Source organism: Homoserinimonas sp., assembly GCF_056262345.1.
Genome location: NZ_JBACFR010000092.1, coordinates 1 through 17,122, shown reverse-complemented (window position 1 = coordinate 17,122; position 17,122 = coordinate 1). Strand labels below are relative to the sequence as shown.

The 17,122-nt window shown below is 65.3% G+C and carries 18 protein-coding genes, 3 tRNA genes and 1 pseudogene; 17 read left to right on the top strand and 5 right to left on the bottom strand.

Annotated features, from left to right (window positions below):
* Nucleotides 1-217 precede the first annotated feature (217 nt).
* The 3 genes from AC062T_RS04825 to AC062T_RS04815 form a co-directional block, all read right to left on the bottom strand.
* Nucleotides 218-290 (bottom strand) — tRNA-Phe (locus AC062T_RS04825).
* Nucleotides 291-344: 54 nt separating this feature from the next.
* A tRNA-Asp gene (locus AC062T_RS04820) sits at nucleotides 345-418 on the bottom strand.
* Between the two features lie 22 nt (nucleotides 419-440).
* Nucleotides 441-516, bottom strand: a tRNA-Glu gene (locus tag AC062T_RS04815).
* Between the two features lie 186 nt (nucleotides 517-702).
* On the opposite strand from AC062T_RS04815, the gene AC062T_RS04810 reads away from it, so the two are divergent.
* Nucleotides 703-1,905 carry a M23 family metallopeptidase gene (locus AC062T_RS04810; protein WP_476027900.1) on the top strand — a complete coding sequence of 401 codons (1,203 nt, stop codon included), beginning with the start codon at nucleotides 703-705 and terminating at the stop codon, nucleotides 1,903-1,905.
* 165 nt (nucleotides 1,906-2,070) lie between these two features.
* Nucleotides 2,071-3,351: a peptidoglycan DD-metalloendopeptidase family protein gene (locus tag AC062T_RS04805; RefSeq protein WP_476027899.1), complete on the top strand. Its 1,281-nt coding sequence runs from the start codon at nucleotides 2,071-2,073 to the stop codon at nucleotides 3,349-3,351.
* A 76-nt stretch (nucleotides 3,352-3,427) separates the two neighbouring features.
* Here the strand turns inward: AC062T_RS04805 and ppa are convergent, their stop codons facing one another.
* A complete protein-coding gene (ppa, locus tag AC062T_RS04800; protein ID WP_108517987.1) occupies nucleotides 3,428-3,919 on the bottom strand; it encodes an inorganic diphosphatase in 492 nt (163 codons plus the stop codon).
* 48 nt (nucleotides 3,920-3,967) lie between these two features.
* Here ppa and tilS point away from each other — a divergent pair, with 48 nt between their 5' ends.
* The 12 genes from tilS (at nucleotide 3,968) to panC (ending at nucleotide 14,218) form a co-directional block, all read left to right on the top strand.
* Nucleotides 3,968-4,981 carry a tRNA lysidine(34) synthetase TilS gene (gene tilS, locus AC062T_RS04795; RefSeq protein ID WP_476027896.1) on the top strand — a complete coding sequence of 338 codons (1,014 nt, stop codon included), beginning with the start codon at nucleotides 3,968-3,970 and terminating at the stop codon, nucleotides 4,979-4,981.
* Nucleotides 4,982-4,992: 11 nt separating this feature from the next.
* Nucleotides 4,993-5,544 (top strand): hypoxanthine phosphoribosyltransferase, encoded by a 552-nt coding sequence (gene hpt, locus AC062T_RS04790; RefSeq protein ID WP_108517984.1) that lies wholly within the window; start codon nucleotides 4,993-4,995, stop codon nucleotides 5,542-5,544.
* 83 nt (nucleotides 5,545-5,627) lie between these two features.
* Nucleotides 5,628-7,634, top strand: a complete 2,007-nt coding sequence (gene ftsH, locus AC062T_RS04785) for an ATP-dependent zinc metalloprotease FtsH (protein WP_476027894.1) — start codon at nucleotides 5,628-5,630, stop codon at nucleotides 7,632-7,634.
* Nucleotides 7,635-7,661: 27 nt separating this feature from the next.
* Complete coding sequence (gene folE / locus AC062T_RS04780; RefSeq protein ID WP_476027902.1) at nucleotides 7,662-8,297, top strand: GTP cyclohydrolase I FolE; 636 nt, start codon at nucleotides 7,662-7,664, stop codon at nucleotides 8,295-8,297.
* Nucleotides 8,290-9,141, top strand: coding sequence for a dihydropteroate synthase (gene folP / locus AC062T_RS04775; RefSeq protein WP_476027892.1), 852 nt, complete (start codon nucleotides 8,290-8,292; stop codon nucleotides 9,139-9,141). Before folE ends, folP begins: the two co-directional genes overlap by 8 nt.
* On the top strand, nucleotides 9,138-9,533 hold the full coding sequence (gene folB, locus AC062T_RS04770) for a dihydroneopterin aldolase (RefSeq protein ID WP_233245494.1): 396 nt from the start codon (nucleotides 9,138-9,140) through the stop codon (nucleotides 9,531-9,533). Before folP ends, folB begins: the two co-directional genes overlap by 4 nt.
* Nucleotides 9,530-10,096 (top strand): 2-amino-4-hydroxy-6-hydroxymethyldihydropteridine diphosphokinase, encoded by a 567-nt coding sequence (folK, locus tag AC062T_RS04765; protein WP_476027889.1) that lies wholly within the window; start codon nucleotides 9,530-9,532, stop codon nucleotides 10,094-10,096. Before folB ends, folK begins: the two co-directional genes overlap by 4 nt.
* A complete protein-coding gene (locus tag AC062T_RS04760; RefSeq protein WP_476027887.1) occupies nucleotides 10,093-10,566 on the top strand; it encodes a DUF3180 domain-containing protein in 474 nt (157 codons plus the stop codon). Before folK ends, AC062T_RS04760 begins: the two co-directional genes overlap by 4 nt.
* 16 nt (nucleotides 10,567-10,582) lie before the next feature.
* Complete coding sequence (locus AC062T_RS04755; RefSeq protein WP_476027885.1) at nucleotides 10,583-11,068, top strand: PH domain-containing protein; 486 nt, start codon at nucleotides 10,583-10,585, stop codon at nucleotides 11,066-11,068.
* Nucleotides 11,065-12,651 (top strand): PH domain-containing protein, encoded by a 1,587-nt coding sequence (locus AC062T_RS04750; RefSeq protein ID WP_476027883.1) that lies wholly within the window; start codon nucleotides 11,065-11,067, stop codon nucleotides 12,649-12,651. Before AC062T_RS04755 ends, AC062T_RS04750 begins: the two co-directional genes overlap by 4 nt.
* Nucleotides 12,648-13,358 (top strand): Rossmann-like and DUF2520 domain-containing protein, encoded by a 711-nt coding sequence (locus AC062T_RS04745; RefSeq protein ID WP_476027881.1) that lies wholly within the window; start codon nucleotides 12,648-12,650, stop codon nucleotides 13,356-13,358. The genes AC062T_RS04750 and AC062T_RS04745 overlap by 4 nt, the downstream gene beginning before the upstream one ends.
* Nucleotides 13,355-14,218: a pantoate--beta-alanine ligase gene (gene panC, locus AC062T_RS04740; protein WP_476027879.1), complete on the top strand. Its 864-nt coding sequence runs from the start codon at nucleotides 13,355-13,357 to the stop codon at nucleotides 14,216-14,218. Before AC062T_RS04745 ends, panC begins: the two co-directional genes overlap by 4 nt.
* 142 nt (nucleotides 14,219-14,360) lie before the next feature.
* Here the strand turns inward: panC and AC062T_RS04735 are convergent, their stop codons facing one another.
* Nucleotides 14,361-14,717 (bottom strand): thioredoxin family protein, encoded by a 357-nt coding sequence (locus AC062T_RS04735; protein WP_476027877.1) that lies wholly within the window; start codon nucleotides 14,715-14,717, stop codon nucleotides 14,361-14,363.
* 108 nt (nucleotides 14,718-14,825) lie between these two features.
* On the opposite strand from AC062T_RS04735, the gene lysS reads away from it, so the two are divergent.
* The 3 genes and pseudogenes from lysS to AC062T_RS04720 form a co-directional block, all read left to right on the top strand.
* Nucleotides 14,826-16,340, top strand: coding sequence for a lysine--tRNA ligase (gene lysS, locus AC062T_RS04730; RefSeq protein ID WP_476027875.1), 1,515 nt, complete (start codon nucleotides 14,826-14,828; stop codon nucleotides 16,338-16,340).
* Between the two features lie 167 nt (nucleotides 16,341-16,507).
* Nucleotides 16,508-16,696 carry a hypothetical protein gene (locus AC062T_RS04725; protein WP_476027873.1) on the top strand — a complete coding sequence of 63 codons (189 nt, stop codon included), beginning with the start codon at nucleotides 16,508-16,510 and terminating at the stop codon, nucleotides 16,694-16,696.
* Between the two features lie 47 nt (nucleotides 16,697-16,743).
* Nucleotides 16,744-17,122: pseudogene (locus AC062T_RS04720) on the top strand (hypothetical protein); the annotation flags it as partial.

Genomic DNA, 17,122 nt, shown 5'->3' with positions numbered 1-17,122 from the left:
GCCACAGAGATCGCCGATTACCTCGGGCATGAGAACCCATCGATGACTCAGGACGTCTACATGAACACCATCAAGGGATCGAAGCGGGCTGCAGAAGTGATGGAGAAGCGGCTCAATGGCCTGTATTGAATGTGCGGGGTTTATGCGGAGTGGCTGACTGAAAACTCGGGCTTAAATAAAGAAATCCCCGCAAGTAGAAGCCTTACGAGGATCTCAGTGGCTCCGACCGGCGTCGATCCGGTGACCTTTCGATTTTCAGTCGAACGCTCTACCAACTGAGCTACAGAGCCTCTTCACTAATGTGAAGAAGGCACGGAACACTGGCGAGAGTGAACCGTGCCTTGCGACCCTGACCGGACTTGAACCGGCGACCTCCGCCGTGACAGGGCGGCGCGCTAACCAACTGCGCTACAGGGCCTAGCTATGAAACTGTAATTGTCTGGTGACCCCAACGGGATTCGAACCCGTGCTGCCGCCGTGAAAGGGCGGTGTCCTAGGCCACTAAACGATGGGGCCGTGAAGAAAAACAACCTTCTTAGCTACCGACAGACAAGCATACGGATGTCGGGGCGTTTTGCCAAACCGGAGAAAGTGAACGGCATGTCGCCCGTGTTTTCGGGTTTTTCGAACCTGCGTTTTGCTGCAGGGTTTGCACACCACGAAGGGCTAGTTTCGAGGGCAACACCGTGCTCGGGAGGGTCGATGACGTCGAGAAGCGCTAAGCGAAGCCGTGCGATGGCCGCAGCGATTCTGGCGGTCGGCTTGGTGCTGAGCGGTTCGCTCGCTGCCGCCCCCGCCTGGGCCGCCGAGTACCCGAGCTGGGACGAGGTTCTCAACGCTCGCAACAACGAGTCCGCCACTGCGGCGGAGGTCGGTCGCATCGAGGGTGTGATCGCGCAGCTTGCCGCCGATGTCGAGGCGACCGAGGCCGTTGCCATCGAAAAGGGCGACGCATACTTCGTCGCCCAGCAGAACTTTGACGTCGCCGCCTACAAGGCCGAGCAGTTGCAGGCCCAGGCGGATGCGGCGCAGGTGACGGCGGATGCTTCGATGCGGCAGGCGGGCCAGCTCGCGGCGCGCACCCAGCGCGTGCGGTCATCCGATTTGACGGCCACGCTCTTGTTCAGCGGCGCTGCGACCGAGGATCTGCTCTCGCAACTGGGCATGGCGAGCAAGGTGAGCCAGCAGTCGACGGGTGTTTTTGCCAAGGCTCAGCAAGATCACAACACGGCTCAGGCGCTGACGGATCAGGCGGTCGTCGCCCAGGGTGCGCTGCAGGAGTTGGCCCAGGTCGCCGAGGATGCGATGGTCGTGGCGCAGGCGGCGGCGGATGCTGCGTCAACGGCGCTCACGGAGCAGACCGACAACATCGCCCGGCTGCAGGCTCAACTCGCGACTCTCAAGGAGAACCGCATCGCCACCGAGGCCGAGTACGTGGCCGGCATCAAGGCCATGTGGGGCGAGGGGGCGAGCCTGGGCGCAGGAGAGATTTCGGCGTCGGGGTGGGCTCGGCCGTCCGGTGGGTACATTTCGAGCAGCTACGGGCCGCGGGTTCCGCCTAAGTCGGGGGCGAGCAGCATGCACGGCGGGGTGGATCTTGCTCCGGGCTGCGGGGCCCCGATCTTTGCTGCGGCGGGCGGAAAGGTCGACTATGCCGGTTGGAACGGCGGCTACGGGTACTACGTTTCGGTAGATCACGGCGACGGAACCTCCACCGCTTACGGCCACATCGAATCCGGGGGCATCGCTGTTCGTCCCGGTCAGGGTGTTGGGCCCGGCCAGTTGATCGCCAAGGTTGGCACAACAGGAACCTCGACCGGGTGTCACCTGCACTTTGAGGTGCGCAGGGGCGGCACGACCACGGATCCCGTGAGCTTTTTGCGCAATCAGGGCGTGAAAATCTGATCGCTCGCAGCATCACCGGGGCGGCAATCTCACGGCGGGCGCTCGCTGGCCGATAGTGCTCAATGGCGCATTTCCTTGCCAAGAATGCGGGAGTTGCTATTGTTACCTGTGTTAACAGTGTGACTGGGGAGTCTGCTGTCAATCGATCCAGGTTTGGGGAACAACATGAAGCACCACAACAGGGGTGATCGTCGTGGCCGCAAAGGCTTCGTCGCGACCCTGGCGATTCTTGGGGTGCTTCTCACCGCCGGTCTTGCATCCCAGTCGCCGGCCGAGCCCGCATATGCGGCCAACTATCCCAGCTGGCAAGACGTGCTCAACGCCCGCTCGAGCGAGTCGGCCAAGAGTGCCGAGATCAAGCGCCTCCAGGGCCTGATCGCACAGCTGGAATCCACGGTCGTTGCCGCAGAGGCAGAAGCCATGGCCAAGGGTGACGAGTTCATCGCCGCTCAGCAGGCCTACGACGAGGCCGCTTTCAAGCTCGGCACACTTCGCGAGCAGGTCATTGTGGCCACCGCGGCGGCCGAGGAGTCGCTGCTCAAGGCTGGCCAGCTGGCCGCCCGCCTGCAGCGCTCGGGCACCAACGATCTCACGGCCACGCTGCTGTTCACGGAGTCGGATGATCTGCTCAGCCAGCTGGGCAGGGCAACCAAGGTCAACGAGCAGTCCAGTGGCGTCTTCAACAAGGCCAAGCAAGACGAGAATGCAGCGCAGGCGCTGAGCGAAACCGCTGCCGTGCAAGAGGCCGCCCTCGCTGAGCTTGCGACCATCGCCGAGCAGGCCATGATCGAGGCGCAGCAGGCCTCGGATGCGGCCACGGCAGCGCTCGCAGAGCAGGCCGCCAACCAGACCCGGCTCCAGGCGCAGCTCGTGAGCCTCCAGGAGAACCGTCTCGCGACCGAGGCGGAGTTCCAGGTGGGTGAGCGCATCCGTGTCGAGGCTGCACGTGCTGCGGCTGCTGCTGCGGCTGCGGCCGCGGCTGAGGCGGCCAAGAACAACGGCGGCAGCGGAAACGCTGGCGGCGGAGCCCCCAGCTCCAGTGGATGGGTTCGCCCCTCCGGCGGCGGCATCTCGAGCCACTACGGCTTGCGCGTACCACCGACCAGCGGTGCGAGCACCCTGCACGGTGGGGTGGACCTCGCCCCCGGTTGCAACTCGCCGATCTACGCAGCATCATCGGGAACGGTCGTTTCTGCGGCGATGAGCGGCGGTTATGGCAACTACATCCGCATCAACCACCCCGACGGCAGCCAGAGCGCGTATGCCCACATTGTCAATGGCGGAATGCTGGTCCGTGCCGGTCAGCAGGTTGCGGCCGGTCAGCAGATCGCTCGCGTTGGCACGACGGGAACGTCCACGGGATGCCACCTGCACTTTGAAATTCGCGTCAACGGCGGAACAGTTGACCCGGTCCCGTACCTGCGGGCCCGAGGCGTGGCGATCTAGCCCGCCCGCAAGTCTGACCAAAGAAGAAGGCCCCCTCCGCTCGGAGGGGGCCTTCTTCGTATGTCTGCGAGAAGCCTTAGTGGCCTTCTGCCGCCAGCTTGGCGATGCCGTCAACGATGATCTGCTCGGCCTCTGCGGCGTCGCCCCATCCCTCGGTCTTGACCCATTTGCCGGGCTCGAGGTCCTTGTAGTGCTCGAAGAAGTGCTCGATCTCCTTGCGGGTGTACTCGGGGATGTCGTTCAGGTCCTGGATGTGGGCCCAGCGCGGGTCCTTCGCGGGAACGGCGATCACCTTGGCATCGCTGCCGCCATCATCCGTCATGTTGAAGACGGCGACGGGGCGAACCGAGACACCCACGCCGGGGAAGAGCGGGTAGTCGAGCAGCACGAGCACGTCGACGGGGTCGCCGTCGAGGCCGAGCGTGTTCTCGAAGTACCCGTAGTCGGTGGGGTAGACGAAGGTTGTGTAGAGCACGCGGTCGAGGTAGACGCGACCAGTCTTGTGGTCCACCTCGTACTTGTTGCGGCTCCCCTTGGGAATCTCGATTACGGCGTCGTAGGCGGCCATTGCGGTTCAGCTCCTTGGGTTCGGCGTTTGCTGGAATAACGTTACTGGATGCCGTCACGCCGCCCCAGACTCACCCCGCCCATCGCTGACCTGCGCAGGGCGGTGCGGTCGTCGCTCGCGGGGCTGCCCGCAGATTCTCTCGTCCTGCTCGGTCTGAGCGGTGGGCCAGACTCGCTCGCGTTGGCCGCAGCGCTCGCGTTCGAGGCGCCTCGGGCCGGGGTTCGCGCTGGCGCTGTCGTCGTCGACCACGGTCTGCAGCCTGGTTCTGCGGATGTCGCTGCGCGCGCCGCTGCCCAAGCGTCGGCCCTCGGGCTGGCTCCCGTCAGCGTGGCGACGGTCTCGGTGGGGGGCGACGGCGGTCCAGAGGCGGCGGCCCGCGCGGCCCGCTATGCGGCGTTTGCCGACGCTCTCAAGCAGACGGGTGCTGTCGCCATCGTTCTGGGGCACACGCTCGACGATCAGGCCGAGACGGTGCTGCTCGGCCTGGCCAGGGGCAGCGGTGCCGCAAGCCTGCGCGGTATGGCCCCTGAGTCACCGTTTCCCGTGGCAGGCGTAGAGGCATCCGTGCTCCGACCGCTGCTGGCGGTTCGGCGCGAAGCGACGGTGCAGGCGTGCGCCGACGCCGGGCTTGAGCCGTGGTTAGACCCGCACAACGGCGATCCGACCTTCACGCGAGTACGGGTGCGGCAGGAGGTGCTGCCCGTGCTGGAGCGCGAGCTTGGACCGGGCGTTGCCGAGGCGCTCGCCCGAACGGCGGAGCAGCTCGCGGAGGATTCCGAGGCGCTCGATCAGTTCGTTCAGGAGACGATCGAAGATCTCGTGGAGCCGGCCGAGGCGGGCATCGCCCTGAGCGTGCGCGGTCTCGAAGCAAACCCCGCTGCGCTCAGGCAGCGCATCATCCGGTATGTCGTTGAGTCTGAGTTTGGGGTTTCGCTGAGCCGCGCCCACACTCTGGGCGTCGCTGCGCTCGTGACGGGGTGGACGGGGCAGGGGCCACTGCATCTGCCGGGTATTAGGGTTGAAAGAACAGGATCACTGATCGTGTTCACGGCCGTGTCGTAGGAAGAGAAGCAATGGAATCGAACGAAATCGCGGGCGACCTCTCCAAGGTGTTGCTCACGCAACAGGAGATTCACGACAAGATCGCCGAACTCAGCCGCCGCATCGAGGCCGACTACGAGGGCGAGAACCTGCTTCTCGTCGGTGTTCTCAAGGGTGCCGTCATGGTGATGGCTGACCTGGCGCGCGAGCTCAAGCTTCCGCTCAACATGGACTGGATGGCGGTGTCGTCCTACGGATCCGGCACCAAGTCGTCCGGTGTCGTGCGAATTCTCAAGGACCTCGACTCCGATCTCACGGGTCGCAAGGTGCTCATCGTCGAAGACATCATCGACTCGGGCCTCACACTGTCGTGGCTGCGCGCCAACCTCGAAAGCCGCGGAGCAGCATCCGTTGAGATCTGCGCGCTTTTGCGCAAACCGGATGCCGCCAAGGTTGAGGTCGACGTTCGTTACGTCGGCTTCGATATCCCCAACGAGTTCGTGGTCGGTTATGGCCTCGACTACGCCGAGAAGTACCGCAATCTGCGGGACGTCGGCGTGCTCGCACCGCACGTTTACTCCTGATTCGCGGGGGCTCGGCTCGGCCGTTACGCCCCCAGCAAACATCGGGTAGCCGCTCAGGGGTCGCACGGTAGCCTTGCACCACTATGGATTTCAAGAAGTTGCTGCGCGGCCCTCTGGTCTACATCGCCGTTGGCCTCATTGTCGTCTCCGTCGGGTTTAGCCTTCTCGGGGGGTCTGGGTTCCGCGAGGTCAGCACGCAGCAGGGGCTTGAGTTCCTCGCCGACGACCAGGTTGAATCTGCGACCATCATCGACGGCCAGCAGCGAGTCGATCTCGTGCTCAAGAAAGCCGACGGTGACCTGGGCAAGCAGGTGCAGTTCTACTACGCAGCACCGCGTGGTGAAGAGGTCGTCACCGCCATCAACGACTCGTCGGTCAAGACCTTCGACGACGAGGTCGACAACGGCAACTTCTGGACCTCGATTCTCGGGTTCATCATCCCGTTCCTCATCATCGGCCTAATCTTCTGGTTCCTGCTTTCGCGGATGCAGGGCGGTGGCGGCAAGGTCATGCAGTTCGGCAAGTCGCGGGCAACGCTCGTGTCGAAAGAGACCCCCAAGGTCACCTTCGACGACGTAGCCGGCGCCGACGAAGCCATCGAAGAGCTGCACGAGATCAAGGAGTTTCTCACCGACCCCGCCAAGTTCCAGGCGGTCGGTGCTCGCATCCCCAAGGGCGTCTTGCTCTATGGCCCTCCCGGAACGGGTAAGACACTTCTGGCCCGCGCCGTCGCAGGCGAGGCCAATGTGCCCTTCTACTCAATCTCGGGTTCTGACTTTGTCGAGATGTTCGTCGGCGTCGGCGCAAGCCGCGTTCGCGACCTCTTCAAGGAGGCTAAGGAGCATGCTCCCGCCATCATCTTCGTCGACGAGATCGACGCGGTGGGACGACACCGTGGCTCAGGAATGGGCGGCGGTCACGACGAACGCGAGCAGACCCTCAACCAGCTGCTGGTCGAGATGGACGGCTTCGACGTCAAGACCAACGTCATCTTGATCGCGGCAACCAACCGCCCCGACATCCTCGACCCCGCTCTTCTGCGGCCCGGTCGTTTCGACCGCCAGATCGGCGTCGACGCCCCAGACCTCGCCGGCCGAAAGAAAATTCTTGAGGTGCACTCCAAGGGCAAGCCCCTCACTCCGGATGTTGACCTTGAGGTCCTTGCCCGCAAGACCCCAGGCTTCACGGGTGCGGACCTGGCCAATGTGCTCAACGAGGCTGCGCTGCTCACGGCGCGCTCAAACGCGCAACTGATCGACAACCGCGCCCTCGACGAGGCCGTTGACCGCGTGATGGCGGGCCCGCAGCGCCGCACCCGCGTGATGCGCGACCAAGAGAAGCTCATCACGGCGTACCACGAGGGTGGGCACGCGCTGGTTGCTGCCGGGCTCAATAACACCGACCCCGTGACCAAGATCACGATTCTTCCCCGCGGTCGCGCCCTGGGCTACACGATGGTTATGCCACTTGAGGACCGTTATTCGGTGAGCCGCAACGAGCTGCTCGACCAGCTCGCATATGCGATGGGCGGCCGCGTCGCCGAGGAGATCGTGTTCCACGACCCCACGACCGGCGCATCCAACGACATCGAGAAGGCGACCTCCACCGCGCGCAAGATGGTGACCGACTACGGCATGAGCGCCACGATCGGGTCGGTCAAGCTCGGCTCCGGCAGCGGCGAAATGTTTCTGGGCCGCGACATGGGCACCACGCGCGACTACTCCGAGAAGCTCTCGGAAGAGGTCGACAGCGAAGTGCGCCAGCTCATCGAGAACGCGCACGACGAAGCGTGGGAAGTCATCAACCTCAACCGCGACGTTCTCGACCGCCTCGCATCCGAACTCCTCGAAAAGGAGACCCTCGATCACAACCAGATCGAGGAGATCTTCAAGGATGTAAAGAAGCTTCCTCCGCGCCCACAGTGGCTCTCGAGCGAGCGCCGACCTGTCTCTGACCGTCCGCCGGTTCCGCTGCCAGACAAGAAGGCTCCGATCGACCCCGGAGTCGTCGACGGTGGAGTGGATTCCGATCCGGAGCCCGAGTCAAAGAAGCGCGCACCCCGCCAGGCACCGGGCATCGCAACAGCGTAAGGAATCGTCGTGGAGACCCGAAGCGAGATGACCGAGACGGGCCAGACGGCAGAGCGCCCCGATGCGCCGCGCATAGACGTGGCCCGCATCGAGGCGGCGGTTCTCGAACTGCTGAAAGCGATTGGCGAAGACCCCACCCGCTCGGGGCTTGAGCAAACCCCGCGACGGGTGGCACAGGCCTACAGCGAGTTCTTCGCGGGGGTGGGCGTGGATGCTCGCGAGCATCTCGCCGACGGCATCGACCTCGAAGGCAACACGGGCGAGCTCGTGATCGTGCGCGACATTCACTTTCGCTCCATGTGCGAGCACCATCTGCTGCCCTTCATCGGGGTGGCCCATCTGGCCTATCTGCCGGGGGACCGCATCGTTGGGCTGGGCAATCTGGTGCGCGTCGTGGAGACCTTGTCGGCGCGCCCGCAGCTGCAGGAACGACTCACCGACGAGATTGCGGATGCCCTCAACGACGGGCTCCAAGCTCGCGGCGTCGTGGTCGTTATGGATGCGAGCCACGGGTGCGTCACCACAAGAGGCAGTCAGCAAATCTCCAGTACCACCGTGACCGTCGCCAGCAGGGGGGAGCTCGCCGACAGTGTTCAGCGAGCTGCAGTGCTTGGGCTCATGGCACCGACCGCTCCCGACTTCATAGGAGGCAAAAATGGCTGAATTGCCGGTAATCATGGGCGTGCTGAATGTGACGCCTGACTCGTTCAGCGACGGTGGGGACTTCGCGCGCACCGAGACTGCTGTGGCGCACGCGATCGAGATGGTCAACGCCGGGGCGGACATCATCGATGTCGGCGGTGAAACCACCAAGCCGGGTGCCGAGCGGGTCAGTGCCGAAGAGGAGCAGAGGCGCATCATGCCGGTCGTGCGGGAGCTCGCCGACCGCGGCATCCGCCTCTCGATCGACACCATGAACGCTTCGACCGCTGCCATGACGGCCGAACTGGGCGTCGAGATCATCAACGACGTTTCTGGCGGCAAAGCAGACCCCGCGATGGCGGAGACCGTCGCGGGTCTCGACGTGGATTTTGTCGCGATGCACTGGCGCGGCCCCAGCTCGGGAATGGATGGCGAGGCCAACTACACCGATGTTGTACGCGAGGTTCTCGGCGAGCTTGAACTGCGCATGGCGGAGCTCATCATCATGGGCGTCGACCCTGATCGCATCATCGTTGACCCCGGTCTTGGTTTCGCCAAGAAGCCGGAACACACCTGGCTTGTGCTCGCCAACCTTCGCCAGTTCACGCGCTTTGGCAACCGGGTTCTCGTGGGCACATCGCGCAAGCGCTTTCTCTCGCCCCTGCTTGAAGACGGCACCAACGCGCACGAGCGCGACCGAGCAACAGCGGTGACGAGCGCCCTCGCTGCGGAGGCCGGAGCGTGGGGTGTTCGCGTGCACGACGTGACCTCGACCCGCATGATGCTCGAAACCTGGGGTGCGATCGATAGCGAGCGGCCCCCGCTGCCGCAGCGTGCCCGCACCTCGTTTCGGGAACCGCGGTGACGCCGGGCGGCCCGCTCTCCGCCAGCCTGTCGAGCGACCACATCACGCTCACCGGCCTGCGGGCCAGGGCTCACCACGGGGTTTTTGAGCACGAGCGCCGCGACGGCCAAGAGTTCGTGATCGATGTCACCGTGTGGCTCGACCTCAGTGTGTCGGCCTCCGGCGACGACCTGGGCAAGACCATCCACTATGGCGAGTTGGCGAATGAGGTCGTCGCCGCAGTAGAACGAGACCCGGTTGACCTCATCGAGACGGTCGCTCAGCGCATCGCCGACACGGTTCTTGCCCATGAGCCGGCCACGGCCGTGCGGGTGACTCTGCACAAGCCGTCGGCGCCCATCGAGGTTCCGTTCGGCGATGTCTCGGTCACGATAACCCGACTGCGGGCATGACCTTGGGGCACAACACATCCGCGCCCGATGCTGCGGTTCGTGCGGTCATCGCCCTCGGCGGCAACCTTGGCGACCGAGAAGCAGCTCTTCGCTCGGCCGTCGCCTCGATCGCTGCGCTCGATGGCGTATGGATGCTCGCGGCATCCGGCCTCGTGGAGACTCCCGCCCTCAAGCTCGACGGGGTCGACTATAACGCGCCCTCATATCTGAACGCCGTACTGATCGTCGAGACCACTCTCGAGCCTCATGCGCTGCTCGATGCGCTGGCCTCGATCGAGTCGGAGCACCACCGCACGAGAGAGGTTCGGTGGGGCGATCGCACGCTGGACCTCGATCTGATTAGTGTCGATGATGTGATCCTCGATACTCCGCGGCTGACCCTGCCGCATCCGCGTGCCCATGAGCGTGCGTTCGTGCTTGCACCGTGGCTCCAGGCGGATGCGGATGCCCGCCTCATTGGGCACGGAGCCGTCGCCGACCTGCTCCAGCAGAGCACCGACCGTGTATCGGAGTACGCCGCTGCACCTCTGCTGCCCGGCGCATCCCAGGGGGTGACGCCGTGAAGCGCACTCCCGCTGCTCTCGTAGTGCTCATTGTGGCAATCGGCGCCGGGGCGGGGCTGCTCACCCAGTACGCCCTCGCATCCGCAGGGCTGCCCGGGCTGGTTCCCCCCGTCAGTCTCGACCTGGTTCTGGTGGCAATGGGGGTGTTCGTTGTGGCGATGGCGGTGCCGATTCGCCGTGCCGTCAAGGGCAAGGTTCGCACCCATGTTGACCCGTTCTATGCGCTCAGGGTGCTCGTGCTCGCTAAAGCCTGCGCCATCTCCGGTGCCCTTCTGGCGGGAATCGGCATCGGCTTCGTCGTATACCTGCTCACAAGGACTGTGCCCGCGCTAGGCTCGGTCGGGTACTCGGTCGGCATGACTGTGGGGGCCGTTCTGCTGCTTGTCGCAGGGCTTGTCGCCGAGGGGATGTGCCGGATTCCGCCGCCGAGCGACGAGGATACCGACGACGCGGCGAAAGCCATGAGCTGACAAGAACTAGGACGCTATGACCACCCACCTCGAGACGCACGAAATCGAATGGCGGAGGGTCTCCCCCAGGCTCGCTGTTGCCGAGATCATCAGCGGAACAATCTTCTGGCTCATCGTGATCGCTGCGGCGATCGGATTGTGGGCGCTCACCGACTGGTCCTGGGGCTTATGGATTGCCGGCGGGGCCCTGGTCTTTCTTATCCTGGGCACCATCTTCACCATCCGCCAGGTGCGCGCCTACGGGTACCAGCTGCGCGAGGACGACCTAGTGGTGCGCAGGGGCATCATGTTCTTGCGTCTCGTCTCTGTGCCCTACGGCCGCATGCAGCTCGTCGACATTAACCGCGGACCCCTCATTCGCGCCCTCGGGCTCAGCGAGCTCAAATTCGTCACGGCGGCAGCATCCTCCGCCGTGGTGATCCCTGGCCTACCAGAGGCGGAGGCCGAGCAGTTGCGCGATCGCCTTGTGGAGCTTGCTGAGACCCGACGGGCGGGGCTGTGACCGACGAAGCCGCTGATGGCGCCGTGAGCGAATCGCTCGCGGCACCTGCCGTGGGTGCAGCCCGCCTCACCGATGGTGAGTGGCATCGGCTCCACCCGGCGTCCCCGCTGCTCAAGGGCGGCATCGCGCTGATCGCCATTCTCGGTGTCATCATCGCGAACCTGCGCGAGCGGCTCGTTGGCATCTTCGTTCCCGGCTTCACCGAGTCCGGCGACCCCGCCGACTATGAGCTCGACCCCGTCGACTACGTGCTTGACCACGGCTATGTGGGCTACATCCTGCTCGCCATCGCTGTCGTGGTTTTCGCCCTCATCGTGGGGTTCTATTTCTCCTGGCGCATGCACACGTTCCGCATCACCGACGAAGTCGTCGAGGTGCGCTCCGGCATCGTCTTTCGCACCAACCGCAAGGCCAGGCTCGACCGCATTCAGGGCATCAACATTGTGCGGCCGTTCTTTGCTCGGCTGTTCGGCGCCGCGCGGCTCGAAATCAACCAGGCGGGGCAAGACGCCAATGTGCAGCTGGCCTACCTGGGGTCGTCGGCGTCGGATGATCTGCGTCGCGAGATCCTGCGCCTCGCGTCGGGAACCCGCAAGGCCGAGGCTCAGAGGGTCGCGGAGGCATCGGGCAGTTTTATCGACCAGCGGCTAAGTGAGCTGCTCGCCCCCGAGTTGAGCCCCGACGAGGTTCTGGCAGAGTCGGTTGTTCGCATCCATCTGGGCCGACTCATCGGCTCAATCCTGCTGTCGGGCACGACCGTTGCGCTCGTCCTCGGCATTGCGGCCTGCATTGTGCTCATCACCACAACGGGCGAGTGGAGCATCCTCTTCGGCATGATCCCCGCCATGCTCGGTCTTGGCGGATACGTGGTGCAGAGGTTCGCGCGCAGCCTTCGGTACTCCATCGCGGGGACCCCAGACGGCGTTCGAGTCGGCTACGGCCTCCTTTCGACAACCAACGAGACCCTGCCGCCCGGGCGCATTCACTCCGTGCAGGTCAGCCAGCCGCTGCTGTGGCGGCCCGCGGGCTGGTGGGAGATCAAGGTCAACCGTGCAAGCCAGTCGTCGGCCAGCGGTGCGGCGGGGGAGGCAAACACCACGATCATGCCCATCGGCAACTCCGTCGATGTCATGAACGTGCTGCGCCTGCTGCTGCCCAACTTCACCGACGACGACGCCATCGCCCTCATCCACGCGGGCCTGGTGGCCAGGGGCGCCGCATCCGATGGGTATGTCACCTCACCCCGCCGCGCCGCCTGGCTGCGCTGGTTCTCGTGGCGGCGCAACGGCTTTGCCCAGCACCCGGACGGGTTCTTTCTGCGACGCGGAGCAGTGTGGCGCGAACTCGCGATCGTTCCGGGGCCGCGCGTGCAGAGCGTATCTCTTGAGCAGGGGCCGCTCGGACGGGTCACGAGGCTCGCTAGCGTTCACCTGCACACCGTGGCTGGCCCGATCAGCGCTCGGCTCGGGGCCCTCGACGAGACGGTGGCCGCGCAGTTCTTTACGGATGCCGCCGGCGCGCTCGTCGCTGCGGCTGCCCGCGACCACTCCCACCGCTGGGCGCGGGAGGAAGAATCAGCATGAATAACTCGCAGAGAGCCGGGCGCCTTGGCGTCGGCATCATCGGGGCTGGCAAGGTCGGCCCCGTTCTGGGCGCCGCGCTCGCCGGGGCCGGGCACGCCATCGTCGGCATCTCCGCCCTCTCACCGGAGAGCCGTGATCGCGCCGAGGTGATGCCCCCGGGCGCACCCATCCTCGATGTGCCTACGGTTGTGGAGCGCAGCGAACTCGTCATCCTGGCGGTGCCGGATTCCGAACTCGCTGATCTCGTCGCCGGCCTCGCCGCGACGGGGGCGTGGCAGCCGGGCCAGCTTGTCATGCACACGGCACCGGGCGTCGGCATCTCGGTGCTAACGCCCGCACTCCAGGCCGGGGCGATTCCGCTTGCCGTGCATCCCGCCCTTGCCTTCACGGGCACGAGTGTCGACCTCATTCGGTTGCGCGAGGCCTTCTGCGCGGTCACCGCTCCGGCACCCGTTCTGCCCATCGGGCAGGCGTTGGTCGTAGAGATGGGGGCAGAGCCTGTCGTGGTCGCCGAGGCAGACCGGGCCGCCTACGCAGAGGCGATTGCCACCGCAACCAGTTTTTCGACCGCGATTGTCTCGCAGGCGATGCGCCTGCTTGACGACATCGGCGTCGACTCCGCAGGGGCAGTGCTCGCTCCTCTCGTGCGGTCGGCTGTCGAGAACGCGCTCGCGCACCCCACCGACGACAGGGAGATCCACCCGTGACCACCGCTGACCGCCCCCTGGTCATCCACACCATTGCCGAGCTGCGGGAATTTGTGCGCTCCCGGCGTGAGCAGGGAGCATCCGTTGCCCTCGTTCCCACGATGGGCGCTCTGCACAACGGTCATCTGTCGCTCGTGGAGCGGGCTGCGGGCCTTGCCGACACCGTTGTGGTGTCGATCTTTGTGAATCCGCTGCAGTTCGGCGTCGGCGAAGACCTTGAACGGTACCCGCGCGCGCTTGATGCCGATGTCGAGGCTCTCGGCGGTCACGGCGCCGCCGTGGTCTTCGCGCCAAGCGTCGAAGAGATGTACCCGAACGGGCCGAGCCTCACCCGCGTTACCGCTGGCCCCGTTGGTTCGCTCTTCGAGGGCGCAACTCGCCCAGGGCACTTCGACGGCATGCTCACGGTCGTGGCCAAACTGTTCAACATCGTGCAGCCGGATGTCGCGGTGTTCGGTCAGAAAGACGCGCAGCAGGTGCGCCTGGTCAAGCAGATGGTGCTCGATCTGAACCTTCCGCTGCGCATCGAGGTAGCGCCGACCGTGCGCGAAGACGACGGCCTTGCGCTCTCGAGCCGCAACCGCTTTCTCACCTCGGACGAGTCGACGGTGGCTCTCGTGCTGTCGAAGGCGCTGCAGGCCGCGGCCGACAGTGCGCCGAAGGGGGCAGCGGCCGCCAGGGACGCCGCCCAAGCCGTCTTTGCCAACGAACCCGGCGCTGTGCTCGACTACTTCGAGATCGTGGGTGCCGACACCTTCCAGCCGGTCGCCGAGGGGGTTTCGGGCCCCGCCGTTGCGATCGTGGCGGCCAGCGTGGGGGCGACTCGGCTTATCGACAACCGGCCTATCGAGCTGGGCTAGCTGCCGCCGAGTGCGGCGAGCTTCTCTCGGCGCGCCCCAAAAACGGTCCCCGCGGCCATAGTTATGGGCGCCGGGAGCGGTTTCGGGGTGCGGCGAGCGCGGTAACGGGCCGCGGTAACGGGCCGCGGATGCGGATGCCGCGCTAGCTCGCGGCGAGCTTCTCGCGGATGCTCTGCATGTCGAGATCGCGAATCGTGGCGATCAGTCGCTGCAGTTCTGTGCGGGAGGGCACCCCCGGCCGCGAGTAGACCATGATCCCCTCGCGGTAGATAGCGACGGTGGGCACGGAGCGGATGCCGAACGCCCCGGCCAGTTCCTGCTCCGCCTCAGTGTTGATCGTGCCGAAAAAGACGTCGGGCTCCCGGTCGGATGCGGCCTCAAAGATGGGTGCGAACACGCGACACGGAGTGCACGAATTGTTCCAGAAGTCGAGCGCGACGATGTCGTTCTGTTCGATGACATCGGCAAAACTCGATGCGGTGAGGGGCACACTGGGCACCCGCCCACTCTATGCCTGGCGCCTTAGAGGCAACCCCGCAGGCGGTCTGGCCCCGGTCGCCTCAGGCCCCGCGTAAACTGGTGGTCTACCAAGGAGACGTTGCCCCGCATGACCGAATCTTCTGCCACGCAGACCAAGGCCACCGCCGAGCCCACCGAGGCGGAGCTGTCTGAGCAGACGCAGGTGCGTCTCGCCAAGCGGGAGCGTCTCATCGAGAGCGGCCACGAGGCATACCCCGTTTCGCTGCCCATCACGACCACCATCCCGGCCGTGCGCGCCCAGTTCCCCGACCTTGAGGCGGATGCTCAGACGGGCGTCAAGGTCGGCGTCGCTGGCCGCATCGTGCACCTGCGCAACACGGGCAAGCTCTGCTTCGCCTCGCTGCAGGCGGGTGACGGCTCTCGAGTCCAGGCCATGGTGTCGCTGGCATCGGTCGGCGAGGAATCCCTCGCGCTGTGGAAGGAACTCGTCGACCTGGGCGACCACCTCTTCGTCTCTGGCGAGGTCATCTCGAGCCGCCGCGGCGAGCTGAGCATCATGGTGGAGGAGTGGAAGGTCGCCGCAAAGACCCTCCGCCCCCTGCCCAACATGCACACCGAGCTCAACGAGGAGACGCGGGTTCGCCAGCGTTACCTCGACCTGATCGTGCGCGAGCAGGCTCGCAACACCGTCGTGGCCCGTGCCACCGCCGTCGCATCGCTGCGCGCAACATTCGCCGGGCATGACTACCTCGAGGTCGAGACGCCCATGCTGCAGACGATGCACGGCGGAGCATCCGCTCGCCCGTTCGTCACGCACAGCAATGCGTTCGACACCGAACTGTTCCTGCGCATCGCCCCCGAACTCTTTCTCAAGCGTGCCGTCGTCGGCGGTCTTGAGCGGGTCTTCGAAATCAACCGCAACTTTCGCAACGAGGGAGCCGACTCGACGCACAGCCCCGAGTTCGCAATGCTCGAGGCCTACCAGGCCTACGGCGACTACAACCAGATGGCCGACCTCACGCAGGAGCTCATCCAGAACGCCGCCCTCGCGGTAGCGGGAAGCCACGTCGTGACGTGGGCTGACGGCACCGAGTACGACCTGGGTGGCCAGTGGGATCGCGTGTCGATGTATGAGTCGCTCAGCGAAGCATCCGGCGTCGAGATCACACCGCAGACCTCCCTCGACGATCTGCTCGCACACGCGGCGAAGGTCGGCGTCGAGGTGCCGCACCCCACCCACGGCAAGCTCGTGGAGGAACTGTGGGAGCACTACGTCAAGGTCGGCCTCACGCGTCCCACCTTTGTGATGGACTTCCCCGTCGACACCTCCCCCCTGGTGCGCGACCACCGCACCAAGGCGGGCGTCGTGGAGAAGTGGGACCTCTACATTCGCGGGTTCGAGCTGGCGACCGGATACTCCGAGCTGGTCGACCCCGTGATTCAGCGTGAGCGTTTCGTGGAGCAGGCGACCCTTGCCGGTCGTGGCGACGTCGAGGCAATGCGCATGGACGAGGATTTCCTGCGTGCCCTCGAGCACGGGATGCCGCCGTCGGGCGGAATGGGAATGGGCATCGACCGCCTGCTGATGGCCATCACCGGTCTCGGCATTCGCGAAACCATTCTGTTTCCGCTGGTGAAGTAGCGCTCATGGCCGTTCCCGGAGGAAAGAAGATGCCACCGGCCCGAATCGGGTTGTTGGTTCTGGCGGGGGTCGTGGCGCTCTACTTTCTCGTGACCGTCGTCTCCGGTCTGTTCCGCTAGCAGGAGCGGCGGGGCCAGGCTCTCAGGCTGGACGCGTAGACTTGCGGCGTGCTGGAAAACTTCTGGGCTAACGCCGTCTTCTCGGTCACGCCGACCATCCTGATCGGCCTCATCTTCTGGATGGTCATGCGATCGATCCTTCGTGCCGACCGCACGGAGCGCAAGGTTTATGCGCAGATCGAGGCGGAGGAGCGCGCCAAGCTCGGACAGCCGACCCCCGAGACCCCCGCGCCGTAACCGCCGGCACGCGAGCGCATCGCCGCATCGAGACCCCAGGAGTTGCCGTGCCTTCGATCACCCGCGGTGCGCTGCATGCCAGCGCGATTGTCGCCGTCCTTCTGCTGGCACCCGTGCTCACCGCGTGTGGAACGCCCCTTGAGGGCATTGTCAGCGAAAGCGTCGAGGGCGCGGTCGAAGACGCGACGGGAACCAAGGTCGAGTCGGGTGGCGAGATTCCGGCAGACTTTCCCGCCGAGGTGCCGCTGATCGACGGCGAGGTCACCTACGGCGGAAGCCTTGAGGTTAACGAAACCCAGAACTGGACCGTGACCATCACGACCGCGGAACCGGTTGCGGATGCCTTCGCCAGCATCCGAACGCAGCTCACCGATGCGGGCTTCACGCAGAGCGTGATCAATGAGACCGCCGACAGTGCGAATGGCG

Coding starts and splice junctions, on each gene's coding strand:
- hpt (WP_108517984.1), top strand. CDS start 4,993: ATGGAATCGAACGAAATCGCGGGCGACCTCTCCAAGGTGTTGCTCACG.
- AC062T_RS04810 (WP_476027900.1), top strand. CDS start 703: ATGACGTCGAGAAGCGCTAAGCGAAGCCGTGCGATGGCCGCAGCGATT.
- AC062T_RS04755 (WP_476027885.1), top strand. CDS start 10,583: ATGACCACCCACCTCGAGACGCACGAAATCGAATGGCGGAGGGTCTCC.
- lysS (WP_476027875.1), top strand. CDS start 14,826: ATGACCGAATCTTCTGCCACGCAGACCAAGGCCACCGCCGAGCCCACC.
- folK (WP_476027889.1), top strand. CDS start 9,530: ATGACCTTGGGGCACAACACATCCGCGCCCGATGCTGCGGTTCGTGCG.
- AC062T_RS04805 (WP_476027899.1), top strand. CDS start 2,071: ATGAAGCACCACAACAGGGGTGATCGTCGTGGCCGCAAAGGCTTCGTC.
- ppa (WP_108517987.1), bottom strand. CDS start 3,919: ATGGCCGCCTACGACGCCGTAATCGAGATTCCCAAGGGGAGCCGCAAC.
- ftsH (WP_476027894.1), top strand. CDS start 5,628: ATGGATTTCAAGAAGTTGCTGCGCGGCCCTCTGGTCTACATCGCCGTT.
- folP (WP_476027892.1), top strand. CDS start 8,290: ATGGCTGAATTGCCGGTAATCATGGGCGTGCTGAATGTGACGCCTGAC.
- tilS (WP_476027896.1), top strand. CDS start 3,968: ATGCCGTCACGCCGCCCCAGACTCACCCCGCCCATCGCTGACCTGCGC.
- folE (WP_476027902.1), top strand. CDS start 7,662: ATGACCGAGACGGGCCAGACGGCAGAGCGCCCCGATGCGCCGCGCATA.
- AC062T_RS04745 (WP_476027881.1), top strand. CDS start 12,648: ATGAATAACTCGCAGAGAGCCGGGCGCCTTGGCGTCGGCATCATCGGG.